Below are 21,818 nucleotides of genomic sequence, written 5' to 3'. Positions count from 1 at the left end.
TGCCCGGATGATTTGCGGGCAAGCTACAATATCAGCGGACGATGCGTAAGCGGCTTTCCGGCAAAAAGCCCGCCCCGGTTTCCCAAGGCGGGCTTTTTTCAGAACGGGTCGCCGATCTTACTTTTCGATGGTGCGGTTCCAGCGGCTGTTGAGCTGCTGGCGACCTTCATTGACTGCATCCCAGTCGAGCGTGTTGGCGGTCTTCATGTAACCGTTGAAAGCGTCGAGCTTGGCCTGCGCATCCGGCGAACCGGCCTTTGCCTTCTGGTTCGACGGGATAACGTTGCCATGGTCGAGCGCCTTGCTCTGCGCATCGGCGGAAAGCAGATAGTGAGCGAGCTTCTGGCTCAGTTCCGGTTCACTGTTGCCTGCCAGCACGCATTCGGTCACGGCGAGAACGACGGAACCTTCCTTCGGCTGCGCATATTCCACCGGAATGCCCTTGTCCTTCAGGTTGTTTACACCGGTTGGGGTCAGTGGGAAGATCGCAGCTTCGCCGGTCTGGACCATTTCCGAAATCTTGGCCGAAGACGGGATGAACTCCAGAACGTTCTTGCCGATCATGTCGGGGAACTTCTCGAAGCCCGGCTCAAGGTTCTTGTCGTCACCACCTTGAATGCGGTTGAACATCAGGAAGGCATGGAGACCGAAAGTCGAGGCGGAAGCCGACTGGAACACAACGGCGTTCGCATATTTTTCGTCGGCAAAGTCCATCCACGAGGTCGGAGCAGCCCAACCCTTTTCGTCGAAAAGCTTCTTGTTATAGGCAATACCGGTCATGCCCATATCGACACCGATGGCCATGTCATCCTTGAGACGTGCGGCCGGCTGAATGTCGGCCAGAACCGGATCGTCAGAGATTTTCTGGCACAGGCCGCCATTGATCGCGCGCACCATGACACCGTCGTCGAGCAGCATGACATGCATCTGCGGATTGTCTTTCTGCGCGGTTGCCTTGGCCAGAATATCTGCCGAAGTGCCCGGCACGACAACGACCTTGACGTCGTTGGCCTTTTCGAATTCCGGCAGGACGTGCTCGGTATAGGCCTTCTCCATGTTGCCGCCATTCATGCCGATATAGAGCGTCTTGGTTTCAGCCGATGCGGCGGAAGCAAAAGCTGCCGACAGACCGAGCGCCAATAGAGCGGTTTTGGTGATGTATTTCATGCTACTCCCCTTTGTGGTTTGAGTTCATATCGAACCGGTCGATGCGGAAGGCGTCGATCGGCGTTTCCGTCTCGCCACGCACGGCAAGATCGCAAAGAATGGCGCCAACAGCCGGACCGGTCTGAAAACCGGCACCGCAGAATCCGAAGGCGTGATAAAGATTTTTGACACGGCTGCTTGGCCCGATTACCGGATTATCATCCGGCATCTCAGCTTCTGTTCCTGACCAGAAGCGGATCACCTGTGCATGTTGGAGATGCGGAAACAGTTCGATTGCACGCAGCATCACCGAGGAAGCCGCATTGACCGAAGGCCGCGAAAAATCCGGGTTTTCAAGCGGCGTGCCGCGCCCGCCACCCATCACATAATTGCCGCGCGTGACCTGGCGGCCATAGAATCCGCCGCCTTCTTCGCCAAGGCTCATGGGCAGGCGGAACGGCATCGGCTCGGTCACAACCATCGACGGATAGATGCGCTGGAGCGGCACCGGCTCGCCGAACGAGGCCGCAAACTGATCCGACCAGGCACCGGCGCAATTGAACAGCAGACGCGAACGGATTTCGACGCCATCACCGGCCAGAATGGCAAAACCGTCGCCGGTTTCACGCGCTTCGATGACCGGCGTGTTTTCCAGTACGGTGGCACCCGCAGCCAGTGCGGCGCGGGCAAAAGCAGGCGAAACCAGACGCGGATTGGCATTGCCATCTTCCGCACAAAGCGAGGCACCCGCGACATCGCCCGGAAGCCATGGGAAGCGTTCCCGCACCGCGTTGCCGCCGATCAGCTCGACATCGAGCCCGAGCGGTTGCACCAGGGCAGCATAGGCTTCAAGCTTGGCGAAATGCGCTTCCGTGCGGGCAAGTTTCAAATGTCCACTGCGGATATATTCTCCATCGATGCCGATCAGTTCCGGCAGACGCGCCCATAATTCATGCGAACGCTGTGCCAGCGGCAGCTGTTCTGGCGCGCGACCCTGCCTGCGAACGCCGCCGTAATTGACGCCGCTTGCCTGTGCTCCGCAAAAGCCCTTGTCGAGCAGGATGACCGACAATCCGGCCTGACGCATGAAAAGCGCAGCCGATCCGCCAACAATCCCGCCGCCAATAATCACCGCATCCGCCTGAAGATGTCTTGTCATGACGAAGCGCCTTCCTTGAACGGAGCGCCAAAGCCGAGCGGGATCGGCTTGACCGGTGCCTGAGCGCGGATGCGCCCTGCTTCGGCAGGCGTCTTGTCCTGCATCGAGGCCAGAAGTTCTGCGGCGGCAGCGGTACACATGCGCCCCTGGCAACGACCCATGCCTACGCGGGTCAACGCCTTGAGCCGGTTGATCTCACGTGTATCGCCTTGGCTTATAACTGCCTTGGCATCACGCACCGCGATTTCTTCGCAACGGCAAAGCGTGACATCGCCAGCAATCGTGTCGAACCAGTCGCGCGGGAACGGGAAAGCTTTTTCGACGATCAGGCGCTCGCGATAGATATGATCGAGTTTTGCGAGAAGGCGGCGTTCCGTGTCTTGGTCAAACGGCAGGCCCCTGTCGCGCAGCAAGGCAATCGCGGCCAATGACCCTCGAATTTCCGCAGCATCCGCACCGGCAATGCCTGCACCGTCACCCGCCACATAAACACCTTCGCGGCTTGAACGGCCAAGCCTGTCTGCCGCAGGAAGCCATGCACGGTCACGTTCTTCAAAGCGGAATTCGCAACCGGCGAGATCGGCAAGCTGGGTTTCAGGGCGCAGCGCAAAACCATAGGCCAGCGCATCGCACTGAGCCTCGCGAACACGCTTGCCAGTGCGATAGCGAATGGCTTCGACATGGCCCTCGCCCAAAACCTCATCCGGACGCACATTATAATGGATCGGCACGCCACCAAGCTTGAGACGCAGGCCATAATAAGCGCCGAGCGCCACAATGCGCGGCGCATAAAGCGCCAGATGCGCCAGATGGAATTTTGAAGCGAAAGGCGCCGTATCCAGCACCGCCGCAACCTTGGCACCGGCATGATGATATTGCCAGGCCACCAGATAGAGCAGCGGCCCCGACCCCATGAACACCACGCGTTCGCCAACCGTGCAGCCTTGTGCCTTGAGCGCCGTCTGCGACGCACCAAGCGTATAGACACCGGGCTTCGTCCAGCCCTTGAACGGCAAAACCCGGTCGGTCGCGCCGGTCGCCAGAATGAGATGGCTATAGGGCAGCTGGCTATGCTCGCCCTTGGTCAGGAGATCGAGACGATCACCGTCACTCCGCGTAATATTCCAGACGAGCGTTTCCGGGCGATAATCAATTGCGCCGCGCAACGTGTCGAAGGTCTTGTGCAGCGCTTCGGCCTTGTGCGCTTCCGACCCATAACGGCTGCGATAGCTGCGTCCGTCATCGAGCGGCGGGCGGCGATAAATCTGGCCGCCGGAACGAAAACCTTCATCGAGAATGATCGGCTTGAGACCGGCCTTGACCAGCGTTTCGGCGGCGCGAACGCCCGCAGGACCAGCGCCGACAATAACCGGATTGAGCGCCGCATTCATAGTGCAGGCTCCGTCACAAACGCCATGCCGTCTTCCAGAAGCGTGGTGCAGGCGCGAAGCTTGTGGCCTTCAACCGTCATCACATGACAATCCTGACACGCGCCGATCAGGCAGAAGCCCGCACGCGGTTCCCCGGTAAATTCGGTATGACGCAGCTTTCCCTGCACGGAGAGAATGGCGGTCAGCACGGTGTCGCCACGGCGTCCCTCAAAAGAAACGCCATCAAGCGAGAAGCTGATCGGCTGTTCGGTCAGCCGATACCGTCTGCGGAACTGCGCCGCCGAAGGAAAAATCGGAATCGTCATGGTCTGCCCGTTCAGCCCTTGCCCACCAGCAGCCGGTCGAGGCCGAACATGCGATCAATGATAATCATGGTCACGGTGGCGACGAGGATCATCAGGGCCGAAACCGCCGCCATCATCGGATCGATGGATTCGCTGGCATACATATACATGCGGACCGGAAGCGTGACCGTGGATGGCGAGGTGACGAAGATCGACATGGTGAGTTCGTCGAACGAATTGATGAAGGCAAGCAGCCAGCCGCCCGACAGACCCGGCAAAAGCAATGGCAGGGTGATGCGGCGGAACACGGTCCATTCACCCGCACCGAGCGTGCGCGCCGCGTTTTCCGCATTGCGATCCATGCTGCCAAGCGAAGCGAGGATGAGGCGCAGCGCATAGGGCGTGACGACAATCGAATGTGCAGCCACCAGCCAGACGAAAGAGCCCGTGAAGCCCATCAGCGAGAACAGGCGCAGGAACGCCACACCCAGAACCAGATGCGGAATGATGAGCGGCGACAGGAAAAGCGCGTTCAGCGCATCACGACCACGGAAATTATACTGCGCAATCGCCAGCCCCGACGGCACGGCCAGAAGCGTCGAAATCGTTGCCGAGAAGAAGGCAAGCTGCACGCTGTTATAGAACGAGGTCATGAAATCGTTGTGGGCGAACACAGCGGTGAACCAGCGCAGCGACAGACCCGCATTTGGGCCGCTCCACGGCATGGTCAAGGTGTTTTCCGGCGTGAAAGCCACCAGACACACCACAACCATCGGCGCCAGCATGAAGATGACGATCAGCGTGTGGAAGAAAAGGGCAAAAGGACCGTTCTTGACCATGGCTTTATCCCAGCTTCTTCTTGGCCTGCCCTTCGAGCAGACGATTATAGGCAATCATGATGACGAGATTGGCGACCAGAACGATGATGGCGATGGCAGCACCCAGCGGCCAGTTCAGCTCGATCAGGAATTCGTCATAGACCACGGTTGCCGCCATCTTGAGACGACGTCCGCCAAGCAGGCCCGGAATGGCAAAGGAGCTGGCCGAAAGCGCAAACACGATGAGGCTGCCCGACAGGATGCCAAGGACTGCCTGCGGAAATACCACGCGGCGAAGCGCTGTCAGGCGTGAAGCACCGAGCGTCAGCGCTGCGGCTTCGACCGACGGATCGAGTTTCTGCAGCACAGTCCAGACCGGGATCACCATGAATGGCAGCATGATATGCACCAGACCGATGACGATGGCCGTTTCGCTGTAAAGGATTTGCGTGGTCGGCAGGCCGACCAGGTCGAGTGCGCTGTTCACAAGGCCATTGCGACCCAGCAACATGCTCCAGCCGAATGTACGGACCACGACCGAAACCAGAAGCGGCCCGATGATGACCAGCAGGAAGATCGAGCGCCATGGCTTGCGCATATTGGACAGAATATAGGCTTCCGGTACTCCGACCAGCACCGTGATGACGGTTGTGATCAGTGCCAGCTTCAGCGTGCGCCAAAAGATCGAGAGGTAATAGGGGTCTTTCAGAACCTGGATATAATTGGCAAGCGAGTAGACGTTCTCGATGCCCTTGTCATAGCTGTAGCTGTTGAATGAGAGCAGCACAGTAAGGCCGAGCGGCAGCAGCACCAGCGCAAAGAACAAAAGCGTCGACGGCCCAACCAGAAAAAGCGGGGTCAGATCGCGCTGCCCCTTGGGCGCGGCGGATGTATCCTGTGAGGTGACGGCCGACATGCTCAGTTCACCCCTGCGGTGAGGATGCGGCAATCTTCATGGTTCCAGCTAAGGCCAACCGATGTGCCTTCCGATGGCGGCGGGTTGCCGAGATTGGGGAGCGCCACCGAAAGCTGACCTGCTGGTGTCGTCACGCCGAGCAACCATTGCGCACCCATGAAATAGCGGGTCGAAACTTCACCAGTGATATGCCCCTCGCTCGCTGCAACGAGCTGTACCTTTTCAGGACGGATAAAGACGGAAAGCTCGCCGGAAACCTTTTTGCCATTTGCGGGAAAGCGGATCGCGGTTTCAGCCAGCGCGATCATATCGCCTTCGGCGCGCGCCTTCAGGAAGTTCGACTTGCCGACAAAGTTGGAAATGAAGTGGTTATGCGGATGCTCATAGAGCTTGTAGGGCGCATCGACCTGCGTGATGACACCCTTTTCCATGACCACGATGCGGTCGCTGATCGAAAGCGCTTCGGCCTGGTCATGCGTCACCATGATGGTGGTGATACCGACGGTGCGTTGGATGCGGCGCAGCTCGAACTGCATTTCTTCACGCAGCTGCGCATCGAGATTGGAGAGCGGCTCATCGAGCAGCAGAACCGGCGGATTGATAACCAGCGCACGGGCAATCGCCACACGCTGGCGCTGACCGCCCGACATCTCGCGCGGATAGCGGTCGGCAAGCGGACCCAGATGAACCAGCTCCAGCACGTCGCGCACACGCTTTTCGCGCTCAGCCTTCGGCACATTACGCATTTCGAGGCCGAAGCTAACATTCTGCGCCACAGTCATATGCGGAAACAGCGCGTAGCTCTGGAAGACGACGCCCAATTCGCGCTTGGCTGGTGCAAGGCGCGTAATTTCGCGGCCATCAAGCGTGATCGTGCCTGCCGTTGGCGGCACCAGACCGGCGATCATCTGCAAGGTTGTGGTCTTGCCACATCCAGAAGGGCCGAGAAGCGAAATGAACTCGCCCTTTTCAATCGTCAGATTGAAATTGTCGACAGCCGCGAACTTGCCGTAGTGGCGGGAAATTCCGGAAAGGGTCAAAAAGCTCATTGCATCTCCCTCTCGGCATGACTTCCGCAGAATTGTGCGGGGGAGCGGAAGCGCCGTGATGTTGTCTCGCGTCGCCTCTTCGATAGGGCTGGCTGGCGGGAGCGGCTTGATCGCGCTTTGAAGCGCTGATCCGACTTGTCCGTTTGAACGCATGACTGTCCAGCCGCTTACGCAGCCGCAGCGTTCCCTTTGATTACAAGCAAAACCGCCGATCCGCGTGCGGGCACTTTTCCAATGCCTTGCCGGACCTTCCCATTGGCGACGGTTTTAGATGGCGGAAAAATCCGTATGAATGCAAATTATAATTTTCAAATCCGGAAGAAATTATATATTTCTTTCATAATGCAGAATTTGGAAGCAATTTTATGGATGATATATCTGAGAATCCGAAATCCGGCGCCGCGCTTAACTCAAGTCTGGTGAAGGCCATCCATATTTTGAAAGGTCTGGCCGCCAGCACGGATGACGGTGTGCGGCTCATCGATCTGGCGCGGGACCTCGAACTCAGCCAGCCGTCGGCGCATCGCCTGCTGAAGACGCTGATTGCGGAAAACCTCGTTGAGCAGCTTCCCGACAAGAAAGCCTATCGTCTGTCGCTGGAGTTTTTTGCAATGGCTGCACAGGCACGCCAGCGCGACGGCATATTGAGCATTGCCCGCCCGTCACTGCTGCGGCTTTCGACCACGTTCAACGATACGGTTTTCCTGCTGGTGCGCAGCAATTTCGATGCGGTCTGCCTCGACCGGGTGGAAGGGCCGTTTCCGATCCGCTCTTATACCGGCGATATCGGCGGCAAGGTCCCACTTGGCATTGGTCAGGGCAGCCTCGCAATCCTTTCATTCCTGCCGGAAGAGGAGCGCGAGGCAATCATCCGCTTCAACATGCCCCGCATTCTGGACAAGGCCACCATCGACGAGGTCGATCTGCGTATCATGATCGAGGAAGTGCGAAACACAGGTGCCGCGACCTTCAACTTCAACATGATCGATGGCATGGCGGGTCTCGGCGTGCCTGTCCTCAACCGCGACGGTGAAGCTGTGGCGGCACTCAGCATCGGCACGCTTGCCGCGCGCCTCACCGAAAAGCGTCAGGAGACGGTGACAGAACTTCTGCGCAAGGAAGCGGCGATCATCTCGCAAAAGCTCAATCCGTTCGATCCGACGCTGCGGCACCCTAATCAGGCTTTGTTGAAATAAACGAAAGCTTTAGCTCCATTCGGCGCAACAGACTTGCTTTGTCCACAGCGGGTAAAAAGTTTGGCGATTGACTCACACACGCCGTCAGCGTTTGATCGCCGTCAGTATGGGGGTTCTGTGGGCGGAGGCAAATTATCCAAAGCAGAAAATCCATCTCTATAACGCTACAGTATTGGAGTTCTGTTGTGATCAAATCCACCAGACGGGGAATAATCCACCTTGCCTTTGCCCTTGCCGCATCGACGGCGATGGGCACGTTCGCCACCACGGCGGCACAGGCCCAGGACAAGATCCTGCTCATCATCAATGGCGCGCTTGGCGACAAGTCGTTCTTCGACAGTGCCGCCAAGGGCATGAAGATGATCAAGGACAAGTATGGCGACGACGTCGAGACCAAGATTCTCGAAATCGGCGACGATCCGACCAAATGGGAACCGGTGTTCCTCGATGCGTCGGAACAGGACTGGGACCTCATCATCGGTGGCACCTACCAGATGTCGGAAACTGTCGGTTCGGTTGCCCAGCAATATCCCGACAAGAAATACATCCTCTATGATGCGAGCGTGCCTTATGAAGAAGGCGGCTACGACAATGTCTATTCCATCCAGTACAAGCAGAACGAAGGTTCCTATCTCGGCGGCATGCTGGCGGCTTCGCTCCTGAAGGAAGGCAAGCTCGGCGATACCGGCAAAAATCTCGGCTTCCTCGGCGGCATGGACATTCCGGTCATCAACGACTTCCTCGTCGGCTACATTGCCGGTGCGCAGTCCGTGATGCCTGATGCCAAGATCGCCATTTCCTATGCCGGTTCCTTCATGGATGCCGCGAAGGGCAAGGAACTCGGTCTCGCGCAGTATCGTTCCGACGTGTCGCTCGGCTTCGTCGTCGCTTCGCAGACGGGCCTCGGTCAGCTTTCGGCTGCCAAGGAAACCGGCAAATATGTGCTCGGCGTCGATTCCGATCAGGAAGCGATCTTCAAGGACAGCGATCCGGCGATTGCCAAGCAGGTCGTCAGCTCCGTTCTGAAGAATGTCGATGTCAGCCTCCTGCAGGCCTATGAACGCTTCAAGGCTGGAGACCTGCCATTCGGCAAGGCGGAAGCACTCGGCCTCAAGGAAGGCGCTGTCGGCATCGTGCAGGACGGCAACATGGCTTCCATGGCCACGCAGGAAATGAAGGACGCCATCAAGAATGCTTCCGACGAGATTTCCGAAGGCAAGATCACGGTTCCGACCGCATTCGGCATGAGCACCGAGGATCTCAACGCGATCCGCAACAAGGTTCGTCCCTGATCGTGGAAAATCCAGCTGAAAATATTGAAGGCGGCGATGCTATCGTCGCCTTCCGCCCAATCGTCGCCTTCCGCGATGTGAGCAAGGTCTATCCGAACGGCACGCAGGCGCTTCGCGACGTATCGTTCTCGATCCGCGCAGGCTCCATCCACGCCATTTGCGGCGAGAACGGTGCGGGCAAATCCACGCTCATGAAAATCCTGTTCGGTATCGAAAATGCCACGGCAGGCGAAATCATCGTCGATGGACAGCACATTGCGTCCTGGTCGCCGGAAGATGCCGCAGCACAAGGCATCGGCATGGTGCACCAGCATTTCTCGCTCGTGCCGACGCTGACGGTCACCGAAAATATCATTCTCGGCCATGAGCCGGTGAAAGCCGGGCTGATCGACCGCGCGGGGGCGCGCAAAATGGTCGAAGCGCTGATGCAGCAATATGATCTGCACGCCGATCCCGAAGCGATCACGGGCGCGCTTTCCGTCGCCGCCCAGCAGAAGGTCGAAATCCTGAAAGCGCTGGCGCGCCGCACGAGGCTCCTGATCCTCGACGAGCCGACCGCCGTTCTCTCTCCGCCGGAGATCGAGGAACTCATGCGCAAGCTGAAGTCGCTGCGCGATGAAGGCATTACCATCCTCTTCATTTCCCACAAGCTGAACGAAGTGCGTGAACTGGCCGAAAGCGTGACCGTATTGCGCGCCGGTGCTGTTGCAGGCACGGAAAAGCTTTCCGACGTGCCGGATGACGCCATCATGCAGATGGTCATGGGCCATGCGGTCGACATTCCGCAACGCGCCCACAAGCATGGCGCGATGAAAACCGTTCTCGACATGAAGGGTGTCACGACGAAAGCAGCCGATCCGGCAGACCGCATCAAGGATGTGAACCTGACCGTCGGCGCAGGCGAAATCGTCGGTGTCGCCGGTGTCGATGGCAGCGGCCAGCGCGGCCTCGTATCGGTGCTTTCCGGTCTTGCTGAAGCGGCCAGCGGCACGATCAGCCTCAACGGTGAGGATATGCTGCGCGCTGACACGGCAAGCTGGCGCAGACAAGGTCTTGGCTATCTGCCAGCCGACCGCTTTTCGCAAGGCGGCGCACCCGGCCTGTCTCTTGCCGAAAACGCGATAGCCGGAACGGGATCGATTACCGCCGACAAGCAGATTTTTTGGGGACCATTCCTGCGCTGGAGCGCGATCAAGGCCCGTGTCAGCGGAATGATAAAGCAATATTCGGTGCGTGCAGGCGCAATCACCGAACGGCTCGATTCCCTTTCCGGCGGCAATGCGCAAAAGCTCATCGCCGCGCGCGAACTTGCCACCAATCCGAAATTCCTGATCGCCGACCAGCCAACACGCGGCATCGACGTCTCGGCGGCAGCCTTCCTGCACCGCCGCATCGACGAAGTGGCGCAGGGTGGCTGCGCCGTGCTGCTCGTCAGCGCCGATCTCGACGAACTGCTGCGCCTGAGCGATCGCATCGTCGTTCTCTTCAACGGACGCATCGTTGCCGTTCTGGAAAACGGACCAGACATAACACCGGCTGTGCTTGGACCTTATATGCTGGGGACACGAGCATGATCCCAAAAAGTGTAACGCGGTTTTTGGATGAGATCATGCTCAAGCAGAGAGTTGCAGCGTAATGCGCAGACTGATTTCCTATCTCATTCCATTCTTCCTGACCGTTCTGGTCATCGCCGTCATCATGGCCGTGCTTCTGGTGCCACTGGCGCTGATGCAGGATAATCCGGCAGGCGTTCTCAAGACGTTTTTCCTCGGACCATTCGGCAGCATTCGCCATATGGGCAATGTGGTGGAAGCGGCGACGCCCATCATGCTGACCGGCCTTGCGATCACTATTCTTTTCCGCTCCGGCCTGTTCAATCTCGGTGCGGAAAGTGGCTTCTTCCTCGGCGCGCTCGGCGCGGTGGCGGGTGCCGTTCTGCTCCCGTCGCTCGGCTGGTTCTCGCTTCCGGTTGCCATTCTGTGCGGCGCGGTTGCTGGCAGTTTCGCCTGCACGATCCCGGCAGCGTTGCGGCTGCGTTTCGGCGCATCGGAAATGGTGACATCGCTCGTTTTGAACTATGCCTTCCTGTTTCTCGGCCTGTTCGTCCTCAACTATATCATCCGCGATCCGGCTGCGGGCGGGATGATGTCGCTCAAGATTCCGCCGGATGCAAAGCTTGACCGGCTGTTGGCCGGCACGCGTCTCAACAGCGGTTCAATCATCGCCATTCTGGCCTGTATCGCTGGCGGCATCTGGCTTTACTGGACGCGCTCAGGTCTCAATATCCGTATCGCAGGTTCCAGTCCGGGCTTTGCCAATCATCTCGGCCTGCCGCTGAAACGCATCATCATGCGTGCCCAGATTGTCGGCGGATTGGTGGCAGGCATGGCCGGTGCGCTGGAAGTGCTCGGCCTTCATGCCCGCTTTGCCTGGCTCGATCTGCCCGGCTATGGCTGGACCGGCCTCGTCGTCGCCATCCTGGCGCGCGAAAATCCGTTCCTGCTTATTCCCTCGGCTCTCTTCCTCGGCTTCGTGCAGATCGGCGGCGATCTACTGGCGCGCAACATGAACATCCCGACCGAAGTGGTGGGGCTTGTAACCGCCGCCATCATGGTAGGCGCGACGGCAAGCGTCATTCACAATCATCCGACCGTATTGCGGCTGATCCGCAACCTTCGCAATCGCGAAGGAGAACAAGCGGTAGTGCAGGCCGGAGTACAACCATGAGCATGGTTCTCGCACAAATTCTCGATCCATCCTTCATCGGCACCATTTTGCGCGTGGCCACACCATTGCTGCTTGCAGCGCTTGGCGTGATGATTTCCGACCGCGCAGGGGTCCTCAATATCGGCATGGAAGGCATGATGCTGTCGGCAGCACTCATTGCCGTTCTGGCGAGCGCTGCCACCGGAAGCCCGGCTGTCGGCCTGCTGGCCGCGCTCATCACAGGTGCGGCGCTCGGCTGGCTGATGTCGCTTTCGGTCAACCGGCTGGGCACCGATCTCATCATGACCGGCATCGCGCTCAACATCGCCGCTGCGGCAGCAACAACGCTCGGGCTTTTTCTTGCAACGGGCGACAAGGGCATGTCCGGCGCCCTCAAAAGCGGCGCGCTGCCAAGCCTGCCGGTGCCCTTCATCGGCAATATTCACATATTGACCTTCGTAGCCCTTCTCGCCGTCCCCGCGGTCAGCCTTCTGATGATGCGCACGCGCTTCGGCCTGCATCTGCGCGCCACCGGCGTCGATCCGAAATCGGCACGTGCCGCCGGTATCCATACGGGCCGGGTGCAGATGATGGCGCTTGTCCTGTCCGGTCTCTTCGGCGGCGCAGCCGGTGCCTATCTGTCGCTCGGCTATGTCACCTGGTTTGCCCAGAACATGACCGCCGGTCGCGGTTTCATCGCCATTGCGGCGGAAGTCATGGGACAGGGCACAGCATGGGGCACGCTTGTGGCGAGCCTGGTTCTTGCGGCGGCGGAATCTTTCGCCATCACGCTTCAAAGCCTCGGATTGCCGTTCGAACTGATGCAGATGATCCCTTATCTCGTCCCGGTCGTCGTGCTGACGATCCACGCAGCGCGCCGTCAGCGGCGCGCAAAGCAACTGAAAAACTCCTGAAATGCATGATCAGAATACTGACCAGAATACTGAAATGAGAGTGAAATGAAGGCTTGGGAACTGACCCGTGATCTGCTGCGCGATACGAAACCGGTGGTGCGCACGGCGGAAGAACAGACTTGGGATGCAAGTGCCGTCATGAAGGCGCAGGATGACCTCATGGCGATGTTCTGGAAAAGCAATGTGCCGGGATCGGCAGCGCCTGAATGCCTGATGGCCGGTGCGCTGCAATCGCTGGAAAACAAGGGCTTTGTTCTTGCCCCTTATGAAGAACTTCTTCGCGATGGGCTGACGGCACTTGAACGCGGTGACTTTGAGACGCTCTATCGCATCGACATGCGCCTGCGTGTCTTGATGCACGCCGCACGGCCTGATCCGGATCATCCGTCACAAAAGACGGTGCGTTACGGGTCGTGGGACGAATTCGACGCTACAGTTCAATGGCCTGACGATGTGCTCTATGCCGTCCAGTCCGATGATTTCCGTGACCGCACCGCAGCCGCCTGGATGGCACAGCTTGTCGGAGCTGCGGCCGGTACGGCGCTCGAAGGCTATACGGCGGAAAATATCATGGAGGTTTTCGGCCCGATCCGCGATTATGTGCGCGAGCCCAACACCTATAATGACGACATCACCTTCGAGATCGCCTTTCTGGAGGCCTTCAGCGACAAGGGTTCTGCTGTGACCAGCGCCGACATTGCCGAGCGCTGGACCTCGCTGATCCCGCTTGGCTGGTCGGCAGAGGCAATCGCGCTTTCCAACATGCGGCGCGGCCTCACCGCCCCTGAAACCGGCACGTCCGACAATCCGTTCGATGAATGGATCGGTGCACAGATGCGCGGCGTCATCTGCGGCATGGTCGTGCCAGGCCGCGCCCGCGAGGCCGCCCGCCTCGCCTATATGGACGCGGAAATCTCCCATGCCGGAAACGGTATTCTGGGCGAAGTTTTCAACGCTGTCATGGCAGCGCGCGCCTTTGCTGTCAGCGACACACGCGAATTGCTGGTCTCGACGGCAGCGCTTTTCCCGACCGAAACCGAATATGGTGCGGTTCTGGCCTTCGCACTCGATGCCTGCCGTTCTGCCGACAACTGGCAGGACGCATGGGCGAAATGCGACGCGGAATATGCCGAATATAACTGGATTCACGTCTATCCGAATGCAGCGGCGCAAGTGATTGCCCTGTGGTTCGGCGAAAGCGATTTCGATCGAACGCTGGAAATTGTCTGCGGGATCGGCCACGACGTTGATTGCAATGCCGCGCAGATCCTTTGCGTCATCGCCATCCAGCGCGGCTCCGGCATCATCGCTGAACGGTGGTCGAAGCCGCTTCTGGCCGACGACATCGTCACCTACATGCGCCGCCCGGCGAAAATCTCCTTCGACGCGCTTGTCGACCAGACGGTCAGTGCAGCGCGCAACGCAGTTTAAATCTTTGTCACGCTTTTCCGAACGCAAAACCGCTTCACACTTTTGCTGGAAAAGCTTTAACGCAGAAAGCCCCTCATCATGGCCCGTAAAATCATTATCGATACCGATCCCGGTCAGGACGATGCCGTCGCCATTCTTCTGGCGCTCGCAAGCCCGGAACTCGACATTCTCGGCATCACCGCCGTTGCGGGCAACGGCCCGCTGGCGCGCACCGAAATCAATGCCCGCACCATCTGCGAAGTGGCGAAGAAGCCCGAAACCAAGGTTTTCGCAGGCTCCATCCGCCCTCTGGTACGCCCGCTCGTGACGGCTGAAAACGTCCATGGCAAGACCGGTCTCGACGGTTACGACCTACCCGCCCCGGACATGCCGCTTCAGGCGCAGCATGGCGTCGATTTCATTATCGAAACGCTGATGAAGGAAGAGCCCGGCACCGTCACGCTCTGCCCGCTCGGACCGCTCACCAACATCGCATCCGCCCTGATCCGCGAGCCGAAGATTGCTGAGCGCGTCAAGGAAATCGTGCTGATGGGTGGCGGCTATTTCGAGGGCGGCAACATCACGCCATCGGCGGAATTCAACATCTATGTCGATCCGCACGCCGCTGCGGTCGTGTTCAAATCCGGCATCAAGATCACCATGATGCCGCTTGATGTCACGCACAAAGTTCTGACCACCGAAAAGCGCATCGCCGCCATTCGCGGTATCGGCACCCATGTTGGCGAAGTCGTCGCGGCATGGCTCGAATTCTTCGAGCGTTATGACGAAGCCAAGTACGGCACCGATGGCGGCCCGCTGCACGACCCGAACGTCATCGCCTATCTCATCAAGCCGGAACTCTATTCCGGACGGGAATGCAATGTGGAAATCGAGATCAATTCGGAACTCACGATCGGCGAAACAGTCGTCGACTGGTGGGAAGTGACCGACCGCCCGAAGAACGCGCTTTTCATCAAGGATGTGGATGCAGACGGCTTCTTCAGCCTGCTGACCGAACGTCTCGCAACGCTCTAAATCACAAAATAGCCATAAAGAAGCCGCGAGCGCCTTATTCTCGCGGCTTCTTCGCCATATTTGACAAGCGGTTTTTGTGCAGTTTTCCGCTCAAAATGAGCGAAATTGGCACAAACAGCCCCGGATTTTCATTCTGCCTTATTTTGCAGAAGCGCTGCCACTTCAGCCGCAGTCGGTGCAGCCGCGCCAGCACCCGGTCTCGTGACCGCAATTGCACCCGCTGCCGAACCATACCGCACGCAATCATGCAAGGACTGGCCCTGCGAGAAGGCGACCGCGAAACCACCGTTGAAACTGTCACCGGCAGCAACCGTATCCACCACCTGAACCTTGAACGGCGCGAAGTGCTTCACCTCATCCGCCGTCACCAGCAATGCACCACGGCTTCCGAGCTTGACGATGACCGTCTTCGGCCCGCGCTCCAGAAGATTGCGCGCGGCAGCTTCCGCCGAAGCAAGATCGGTCGGTTCGATACCGGTAATTTCAGCAGCCTCAGTCTCGTTGGGAGAGATGATGTCGCTGAGCGCAATCAGGTCCGCCATGCGGCTTGCGTCGCCGACGGGCGCCGGATCAAGCAAAACACTGCCGCCTGCCGCACGCGCCGCCTTTGCCACGGCCAGATTGGCTTCATGGGGAACTTCGCGCTGCAACAATGTAATCTTCGCCTTGGCAATGTCTGCGGCATAGGCATCAATGTCGGCAGCCGACCAGCGCGCATTGGCACCAGCGCAAACAGCAATCGTGTTCTGTCCGGTTTCTTCAACCTGAATGATCGCGATGCCCGTATCGACGCCGTCAATCACGCGCACGCTTCCGGTGTTGAGGCCAAATTCCTGCATCTGCTTCAAGGCCAGTTCGCCGAAAGCATCGTTGCCGACAGCGCCGACGAAGCGAATGTCGCCGCCAAGCTTGGCGACCGCAACCGCCTGATTGGCACCCTTGCCACCCAGCCCAATACCATAGCCCGATGCATTCACGGTCTGCCCCGGACGCGGCAGCGCGGCCATCCGGGCACTGACATCCACATTCACACTGCCGAAAATAAAAATCTTCAACGGTTTTCTCCATCGTTTTGTCGCCGCACAATAGCCGCGCCGAAACAAAACTTCCACGCCGGGCTTCTCCCCATGCACAGAGAGAAAAAGCCGCGGATTTCTCCGCGGCTTCATCATAGGACCCATTCAGAAGGATCATTCAGCCTTCAGGAACTCCCCCACTTCCAGCAGGACGAATTCATTGTCATCGACCTTGTCGAGGAAACGGCCAGCCGAGAACGGCAGATTGTTGTCGTTGCCGACCACGATATGCGTGGCGTCCACCCGATCAACATTCTCGATGGTGAGGAACGGCATGTCGTAAATGCCTTCATGCCCGCCCTGGCGGCGCTTGTTTTCCGGGTCGGCAATGGCGAGCAGATCGATATAGCCGATCTTGCGCACTTCCTTGCCGACATTGCTGTCGTCGAAAGCGATCTTGTAGATGCGCTTGACCTTCGACGGCACATCGAAACAATCGGCCTGCGGCTTCTTCGGATTGGCGCAAGCCTTGTCCGCCGTGCCGACGCCATTGTCGCGCTCGATGACCAGCGCCGTGGTTTCATCCAGCATATTGAAGTCGCCGATGGCTTCGCCACCTTCCGCTAGCGGATAGAGCCAGGAACGGCCCGTCCACTTCTTGTCGGCGACATTGAACTCGATGACGCGCAAGCCAGTCTTGCCGCTTTCGGTCTTTTCCGGCGCACCATCGACAAACAAAGGGCCTTCCAGCAGGCCATAGAGCTTCGAGCCATCCTTCGACATGGCAAGCCCCTCGAAGCCGCCGGAGCGCTTCAGATTGTAAGACGGCAGTTTGAGGCTCGGATTGGCAGGCAAAGCGAGTTTCGGATTGTCCGGTGACACCACTTCCGTCTCGCCGACCAAAGTCGGGATGACGTCGGTCAGCTTGCCGTCCGTGTCGAATTTCAGTAGGAAGGGGCCGAATTCCTCGCCGATCCAGAAACCGTCCGCCACTGGCTGGATGGATTCCACGTCGAAGTCGGCGCCGGTCAGATAGCGCTTTTCCGCGCCTTCCATGACGATGGGGAACGGAGCCTTCCTGTCCGGATCGCTCAAGAATACGGTCTTGACGCGCTCCACGGTCCCCTTGTCCCAGTCGAACTTGACATTGTGCAGCATCAGCATGGCATCCGGCGAATTGAGCTTGGAGCCGAAACCATTGTCGGACAGCGACCAGAAGCTGCCGTCTTCCATGGTCTTGATGCCGGAAAAGCCCTGTACCGGCTGGCCGTCGAACGGCACTGAAAGGCCGGTCTTGCGCACGCCGTCCTTGCCTTCAACAGTGCCTATGCCTTCAGCGCGCTTGCGGTCGGCGGTGGTGAACTTGCCCGATGTCTTCAGATGTTCAGCCGCATCATCCGGCGCAGCGATGATCGTGTTGCCAGGCAGGATGGCATGAGCCTTCAGCGTGGCCGGAAAAGCTTTTTCTTCAGCGGAGGCTGGAAACGCCAATGCGACGGCACCGGCAAGCATGGTCGAGGCGACGAGACGCGATATCATGATAAGTCCCCGTTGGAATTCAAATACAGGAACGGAATTAGGCTGGCTTTGTATCGCTGGCTTGACGCTTCCATGAAGCTTTGACGAAGGCCCCCAGCTTTCACCGGGGGCCGCACGTAATTTATTTGTCTTACGCATGTCTTTACCCGAAACCGGTTTCCACTTCGGGAGACATGCTGTGTCAGACAGCGATCTTGCCGCCACCCTGATTGGTGATTGCCACCACGGCAGGCCGCACCGGCATATCGTCCTTGAAGTCCGGCCAGCGGGTGGACAGGTCCTCGTAATAGGACCGACGGCCATGACCGTCCCAATCCTCGCCGCCATCGCCCGGATGCTGTACAGCAACAAAAGCCGTCTCATCATCGGGTGCAAACAGCGGACCGCACATCTCTGCCCCCACTGGCACGCGGTAGAACAGTTTCGAGGTCGCGCGCGCATCGCCCTCGGTGTCAACTGCCCAAAGCCCGTCGGTGCGGCCTGTATCCTTGTTGCTGTTGCCATCGGTTGCGACCCAAAGCCGACCAGCGCTGTCGACGGCAGCGTTGTCCGGCATGCCAAACCAGCCATTGCGCGTCGTATCGGTGGAGAAGCTGGCACCAACTTCGGCCACACTTGGATCGCCGCATTTCAGCAGCACTTCCCACTTGCCCGTCGTGGCGGCAAAATCCTGCCCGTCTTCCTCGATCTCGATGATGTGGCCGAAGGCGTTCTTGGCGCGCGGATTGGCGGCATCCACCTGTTCGTCCTTGCGCTTGGTATTGTTGGTGAGCATGACATAGACGCGGCCATTGACCGGGTTCGGCTGCACGTCTTCCGGGCGGTCCATCTTGGTGGCGCCGAGAAGATCGCCCGCGCGGCGGGTCTCGATCAGCACGTCGGCCTGACTTTTGAAGCCGTTCTGCTCGGTCAGCGGCCCTTGGCCAAACACCAGCGGCATCCACTCCACCTTGCCATCCTCATGGAATTTGGCCACGTGAAGCGTGCCTTCATCCAGCAGGTTCATATTGGCAGCGCGATCATCCGGGTTGAATTTGCCCGCCGTCACGAACTTGTAGACATAGTCGAAGCGTTCGTCGTCACCCAGATAGAAGACCACACGCCCATCCTTGTTGACGATGGATTCCGCCCCTTCATGCTTGAAACGGCCAAGCGCGGTTCGCTTCTTCGGCACGGAGTTCGGATCGGACACATCGACCTCGACAATCCAGCCGAAGCGGTTCGGTTCGTTCGGTTCCTTGGAAACATCGAAACGGTCGTAGAAACGTCCCCATTCATAAGCGCCTTCCGGAATACCCATGCGTTTGTAATTGGCTGTCTCCGCATGACCTTCCGGCAATTCGCCGATGAAATAGCCATGGATGTTTTCCTCGGCCATGATGTAGGTGCCCCACGGCGTGACGCCGCCTGCGCAATTGTTGACAGTGCCGAAAACCTTGGTGCCGGATGGATCGGCATTGGTCTTGACGCGATCATGACCGGCCACGGGACCGCTCAGCGCCATCTCGGTATTGGAGGTGATGCGGCGGTTGTTTGCACCGTCGAGCACCGGCTGCCACTTGCCGCCCTGCTTACGGATTTCGACAATCGTGCCGCCATGGGCAGCCATTTCGATATCCACCTGTTCCTTCGAGAGCGGGGCCTGCTCCACCTTGCCACCGACGATCTTGACGAGACCAGGGAACATCAGGTGCGGATTGGTATATTCGTGATTGACCACGAGGAAGCCATGTTCGGGCGAACCCTCGATGGCGATATAGCCGACATAATCATTGTTGTAGCCGAACTGGCGCGCCTGCGCCTCGGCTGACTGTTTGGTCGGATCGAATTCCGGCGCATCGGCGAAAAGCCTGTCGCCCCAGCGCAAAAGCACATCAGCATCATAGCCTTCCGCGACATGATGATGAGCATCCACACCGGCCTCGACCTCCTTGAAGGAAAAGGCCGAACCGGATGCGGCGCGCGCATCACCAGCGCTCAGCAGCGCGAGCGGGCTGACCGTTGCCGCAATAGCCGAGACAGCGAGCGATCCGCGCAGAAAGCCACGGCGGGAAAAGCGGCGGCTGATTATTTCGCCCATGGTTGGGTTATCGGACGGATTGCGCGGGTCGGCATCTGCTTCTTCCAACTGGCTGGTCTTGAACAGACTTTGCTGGGAAAGATTCTCTGACATTGCTGGCTCCTATCGAACAGTGGAGTTGCAAATTAGAAGCACTTGATGACAGCCGGACGACATTGTCACTACACTTGCATTAGGTCTAGCCACTGCGGAAACCTGCCGGGAATTTTTTACCCGGTCCATAGAATAATTTTGCTGGCAAATGCGCTTTCCGATAAAACCACCCCGGTTTCTTCCATTGAGGGGTTGGCGATGACCGACATGACGGCCGCACGGCGCAATATTGTTATCTTGACGATTGCACAGGCATTGGGTGCTTCCAGCCCGCCCATCGTGATTTCGCTTGGCGGTCTGGTGGGCCAGAAACTGTCTTCCGATCCGGCGCTCGTTACGCTTCCCGTCAGCCTGTTCAATCTCGGCCTTGCGCTCGGCACGCTGCCTGCCGCTTTCTTCATGCGCCAATTCGGACGCCGCAATGCCTATATGCTGGGCGCGCTTGTCGGCGCCTCGGCAGGTGTGATCGCAGCCGCAGGTATTTTTGCCTCCTCGTTCGTCATCTTCTGTCTGGGCACGCTGACAGCCGGTTTCTACGCCGCCTATGTTCAGAGCTATCGTTTTGCGGCCACCGATGCGGCAACCGGCGACATGAAGGCGCGCGCCATCTCATGGGTCATGGTGGGTGGGCTCGTTGCGGCAATCGTCGGGCCACAGCTCGTCATCTGGACACGCGATACCATTCCGGGTGCGATGTTCGCAGGCAGTTTCCTCAGCCAGGCGGTTCTGGGGCTCCTCGCCCTCCCCGTCCTTTTCATGCTGCGCGCACCGAAAATCCGGAAAGATCCGAACGCTATCCATGATACAGGCCGCCCGCTTGGCGAAATTCTCCGTTCGCCGCGCTTCATTCTTTCGGTGGCTGCCGGTGTCTGTTCCTATGCCCTGATGACTTTCGTGATGACGGCTGCGCCCATCGCCATGGTCGGCCATGGCCATTCCGTTGATCATGCAGCCCTTGGCATCCAGTGGCATGTGCTCGCCATGTTCGCGCCAAGCTTCTTCACCGGAAAGCTCATCACCCGTTTCGGCAAGGAAAAGATAACCGCGCTCGGTCTGGTTTTGATCGCATTCTCCGCCATCATTGCATTGGGCGGCTTTGATGTCGGCCATTTCTGGGGGGCGCTGATCTTCCTCGGCATCGGCTGGAATTTCGGCTTTATCGGCGCGACCGCCATGGTGACCGACTGCCACACACCGGCGGAACGCGGCAAGGCACAGGGCGCCAATGATTTCATCATGTTCGGCACTGTGGCCTGCGCTTCGTTCTTTGCAGGCTCGCTGCTGCATTCTTCCGGCTGGGAAACCATCAACTGGCTGGTCTTCCCGATTGTCGCCCTTGTTCTGGTGCCGCTTATCCTGCGTCTGAAGCCGAAAGGGGCGGCCGCAGAAATCTGAAAGATCAGAAGCCCTGCTCTTTCATCCAGAGCCTGCCGCCTTCGGACACTGCGTCATAAACCGCACCACCGAGGGCGGCCCCGATATCCGTATGCAAGCCCGCATATGATGCCGCCTCTCCAGTCTGCCCATGTGGAGCTGAAACGGCGATGCAATCCGTTCCGGTGCCCGTTGCGGCTCTGCCGCCGACAGTGAGGCCAAGTTCGATAATGGCAGCGGTGCGGGCTTCGGCTGCAATCGACATCGCCTCTATATGGGCGGCGACCGACAAGGGCCTGTTGATGTGAACCAGAAGATTGATTGTGAGCGCGACGAACATCCCACCTTTTCTTTTGTGAATGATGCCGCGAGATAAGCTCCTTCATTGATAGGAGCGGAC

General features: G+C 58.8%; 19 protein-coding genes. 8 read left to right on the top strand and 11 right to left on the bottom strand.

The genetic code is table 11. The annotated features are described in order from the left end of the window. Nucleotides 1-117 precede the first annotated feature (117 nt). Genes HWX93_RS15235 through HWX93_RS15205 form a run of 7 tightly spaced genes read right to left on the bottom strand, consistent with a single transcriptional unit; the run spans nucleotide 118 to nucleotide 6,763 of the window. Nucleotides 118-1,167, bottom strand: coding sequence for an ABC transporter substrate-binding protein (locus HWX93_RS15235; RefSeq protein ID WP_109988240.1), 1,050 nt, complete (start codon nucleotides 1,165-1,167; stop codon nucleotides 118-120). Nucleotide 1,168: 1 nt separating this feature from the next. Continuing rightward, entirely contained in the window at nucleotides 1,169-2,305 is a 1,137-nt protein-coding gene (locus HWX93_RS15230) for an NAD(P)/FAD-dependent oxidoreductase (protein WP_176037840.1), read from the bottom strand. Then, nucleotides 2,302-3,696 (bottom strand): NAD(P)/FAD-dependent oxidoreductase, encoded by a 1,395-nt coding sequence (locus HWX93_RS15225; protein ID WP_176037839.1) that lies wholly within the window; start codon nucleotides 3,694-3,696, stop codon nucleotides 2,302-2,304. The genes HWX93_RS15230 and HWX93_RS15225 overlap by 4 nt, the downstream gene beginning before the upstream one ends. Then, entirely contained in the window at nucleotides 3,693-4,001 is a 309-nt protein-coding gene (locus tag HWX93_RS15220; RefSeq protein WP_176037838.1) for a (2Fe-2S)-binding protein, read from the bottom strand. Before HWX93_RS15220 ends, HWX93_RS15225 begins: the two co-directional genes overlap by 4 nt. Nucleotides 4,002-4,012: 11 nt before the next feature. After that, the gene (locus HWX93_RS15215) at nucleotides 4,013-4,819 is read right to left on the bottom strand and encodes an ABC transporter permease (RefSeq protein WP_109988236.1); all 807 of its coding nucleotides are present in this window, start codon (nucleotides 4,817-4,819) and stop codon (nucleotides 4,013-4,015) included. 4 nt (nucleotides 4,820-4,823) lie between these two features. Beyond that, nucleotides 4,824-5,714, bottom strand: a complete 891-nt coding sequence (locus HWX93_RS15210; protein WP_176037837.1) for an ABC transporter permease — start codon at nucleotides 5,712-5,714, stop codon at nucleotides 4,824-4,826. A gap of 2 nt (nucleotides 5,715-5,716) precedes the next feature. After that, complete coding sequence (locus HWX93_RS15205) at nucleotides 5,717-6,763, bottom strand: ABC transporter ATP-binding protein (protein ID WP_176037836.1); 1,047 nt, start codon at nucleotides 6,761-6,763, stop codon at nucleotides 5,717-5,719. Between the two features lie 365 nt (nucleotides 6,764-7,128). Here HWX93_RS15205 and HWX93_RS15200 point away from each other — a divergent pair, with 365 nt between their 5' ends. From HWX93_RS15200 to HWX93_RS15170, 7 genes are all read left to right on the top strand, one after another. Beyond that, nucleotides 7,129-7,959: an IclR family transcriptional regulator gene (locus tag HWX93_RS15200; protein ID WP_109988233.1), complete on the top strand. Its 831-nt coding sequence runs from the start codon at nucleotides 7,129-7,131 to the stop codon at nucleotides 7,957-7,959. A 185-nt stretch (nucleotides 7,960-8,144) separates the two neighbouring features. Next, nucleotides 8,145-9,251, top strand: a complete 1,107-nt coding sequence (locus HWX93_RS15195; protein WP_176037835.1) for a BMP family ABC transporter substrate-binding protein — start codon at nucleotides 8,145-8,147, stop codon at nucleotides 9,249-9,251. A 2-nt stretch (nucleotides 9,252-9,253) separates the two neighbouring features. Further along, nucleotides 9,254-10,825, top strand: a complete 1,572-nt coding sequence (locus HWX93_RS15190) for an ABC transporter ATP-binding protein (protein WP_176037834.1) — start codon at nucleotides 9,254-9,256, stop codon at nucleotides 10,823-10,825. A 61-nt stretch (nucleotides 10,826-10,886) separates the two neighbouring features. After that, nucleotides 10,887-11,978: an ABC transporter permease gene (locus HWX93_RS15185; RefSeq protein WP_176037833.1), complete on the top strand. Its 1,092-nt coding sequence runs from the start codon at nucleotides 10,887-10,889 to the stop codon at nucleotides 11,976-11,978. Then, nucleotides 11,975-12,871, top strand: coding sequence for an ABC transporter permease (locus HWX93_RS15180; RefSeq protein WP_176037832.1), 897 nt, complete (start codon nucleotides 11,975-11,977; stop codon nucleotides 12,869-12,871). Before HWX93_RS15185 ends, HWX93_RS15180 begins: the two co-directional genes overlap by 4 nt. Nucleotides 12,872-12,916: 45 nt before the next feature. Then, nucleotides 12,917-14,302 carry an ADP-ribosylglycohydrolase family protein gene (locus HWX93_RS15175; RefSeq protein ID WP_176037831.1) on the top strand — a complete coding sequence of 462 codons (1,386 nt, stop codon included), beginning with the start codon at nucleotides 12,917-12,919 and terminating at the stop codon, nucleotides 14,300-14,302. Between the two features lie 78 nt (nucleotides 14,303-14,380). Continuing rightward, entirely contained in the window at nucleotides 14,381-15,316 is a 936-nt protein-coding gene (locus HWX93_RS15170) for a nucleoside hydrolase (protein WP_176037830.1), read from the top strand. Between the two features lie 128 nt (nucleotides 15,317-15,444). Here HWX93_RS15170 and rbsK read toward each other — a convergent pair whose 3' ends face one another. The 3 genes from rbsK to HWX93_RS15155 form a co-directional block, all read right to left on the bottom strand. Continuing rightward, a complete protein-coding gene (gene rbsK, locus HWX93_RS15165; RefSeq protein WP_235969120.1) occupies nucleotides 15,445-16,323 on the bottom strand; it encodes a ribokinase in 879 nt (292 codons plus the stop codon). 183 nt (nucleotides 16,324-16,506) lie between these two features. Next, on the bottom strand, nucleotides 16,507-17,871 hold the full coding sequence (locus HWX93_RS15160; protein WP_176037828.1) for an esterase-like activity of phytase family protein: 1,365 nt from the start codon (nucleotides 17,869-17,871) through the stop codon (nucleotides 16,507-16,509). 181 nt (nucleotides 17,872-18,052) lie between these two features. Next, nucleotides 18,053-20,044: a PhoX family protein gene (locus HWX93_RS15155; RefSeq protein ID WP_176037827.1), complete on the bottom strand. Its 1,992-nt coding sequence runs from the start codon at nucleotides 20,042-20,044 to the stop codon at nucleotides 18,053-18,055. Nucleotides 20,045-20,242: 198 nt separating this feature from the next. Between HWX93_RS15155 and HWX93_RS15150 the strand changes: the two genes are divergently transcribed. Next, on the top strand, nucleotides 20,243-21,439 hold the full coding sequence (locus HWX93_RS15150) for an MFS transporter (protein WP_176037826.1): 1,197 nt from the start codon (nucleotides 20,243-20,245) through the stop codon (nucleotides 21,437-21,439). A 4-nt stretch (nucleotides 21,440-21,443) separates the two neighbouring features. Here the strand turns inward: HWX93_RS15150 and HWX93_RS15145 are convergent, their stop codons facing one another. Beyond that, nucleotides 21,444-21,758: an adenosylcobinamide amidohydrolase gene (locus HWX93_RS15145; protein WP_235969119.1), complete on the bottom strand. Its 315-nt coding sequence runs from the start codon at nucleotides 21,756-21,758 to the stop codon at nucleotides 21,444-21,446. Between the last annotated feature and the right edge of the window lie 60 nt (nucleotides 21,759-21,818).

The organism is Brucella tritici, from assembly GCF_902825325.1.
Classification (GTDB): Bacteria; Pseudomonadota; Alphaproteobacteria; order Rhizobiales; family Rhizobiaceae; genus Brucella.
This window is presented reverse-complemented; position numbering and strand designations above follow the sequence as displayed.

Coding starts and splice junctions, on each gene's coding strand:
- HWX93_RS15235 (WP_109988240.1), bottom strand. CDS start 1,167: ATGAAATACATCACCAAAACCGCTCTATTGGCGCTCGGTCTGTCGGCA.
- HWX93_RS15230 (WP_176037840.1), bottom strand. CDS start 2,305: ATGACAAGACATCTTCAGGCGGATGCGGTGATTATTGGCGGCGGGATT.
- HWX93_RS15225 (WP_176037839.1), bottom strand. CDS start 3,696: ATGAATGCGGCGCTCAATCCGGTTATTGTCGGCGCTGGTCCTGCGGGC.
- HWX93_RS15220 (WP_176037838.1), bottom strand. CDS start 4,001: ATGACGATTCCGATTTTTCCTTCGGCGGCGCAGTTCCGCAGACGGTAT.
- HWX93_RS15215 (WP_109988236.1), bottom strand. CDS start 4,819: ATGGTCAAGAACGGTCCTTTTGCCCTTTTCTTCCACACGCTGATCGTC.
- HWX93_RS15210 (WP_176037837.1), bottom strand. CDS start 5,714: ATGTCGGCCGTCACCTCACAGGATACATCCGCCGCGCCCAAGGGGCAG.
- HWX93_RS15205 (WP_176037836.1), bottom strand. CDS start 6,763: ATGAGCTTTTTGACCCTTTCCGGAATTTCCCGCCACTACGGCAAGTTC.
- HWX93_RS15200 (WP_109988233.1), top strand. CDS start 7,129: ATGGATGATATATCTGAGAATCCGAAATCCGGCGCCGCGCTTAACTCA.
- HWX93_RS15185 (WP_176037833.1), top strand. CDS start 10,887: ATGCGCAGACTGATTTCCTATCTCATTCCATTCTTCCTGACCGTTCTG.
- HWX93_RS15180 (WP_176037832.1), top strand. CDS start 11,975: ATGAGCATGGTTCTCGCACAAATTCTCGATCCATCCTTCATCGGCACC.
- HWX93_RS15175 (WP_176037831.1), top strand. CDS start 12,917: ATGAAGGCTTGGGAACTGACCCGTGATCTGCTGCGCGATACGAAACCG.
- HWX93_RS15170 (WP_176037830.1), top strand. CDS start 14,381: ATGGCCCGTAAAATCATTATCGATACCGATCCCGGTCAGGACGATGCC.
- rbsK (WP_235969120.1), bottom strand. CDS start 16,323: ATGGCCGCGCTGCCGCGTCCGGGGCAGACCGTGAATGCATCGGGCTAT.
- HWX93_RS15160 (WP_176037828.1), bottom strand. CDS start 17,871: ATGATATCGCGTCTCGTCGCCTCGACCATGCTTGCCGGTGCCGTCGCA.
- HWX93_RS15155 (WP_176037827.1), bottom strand. CDS start 20,044: ATGTCAGAGAATCTTTCCCAGCAAAGTCTGTTCAAGACCAGCCAGTTG.
- HWX93_RS15150 (WP_176037826.1), top strand. CDS start 20,243: ATGACCGACATGACGGCCGCACGGCGCAATATTGTTATCTTGACGATT.
- HWX93_RS15145 (WP_235969119.1), bottom strand. CDS start 21,758: ATGTTCGTCGCGCTCACAATCAATCTTCTGGTTCACATCAACAGGCCC.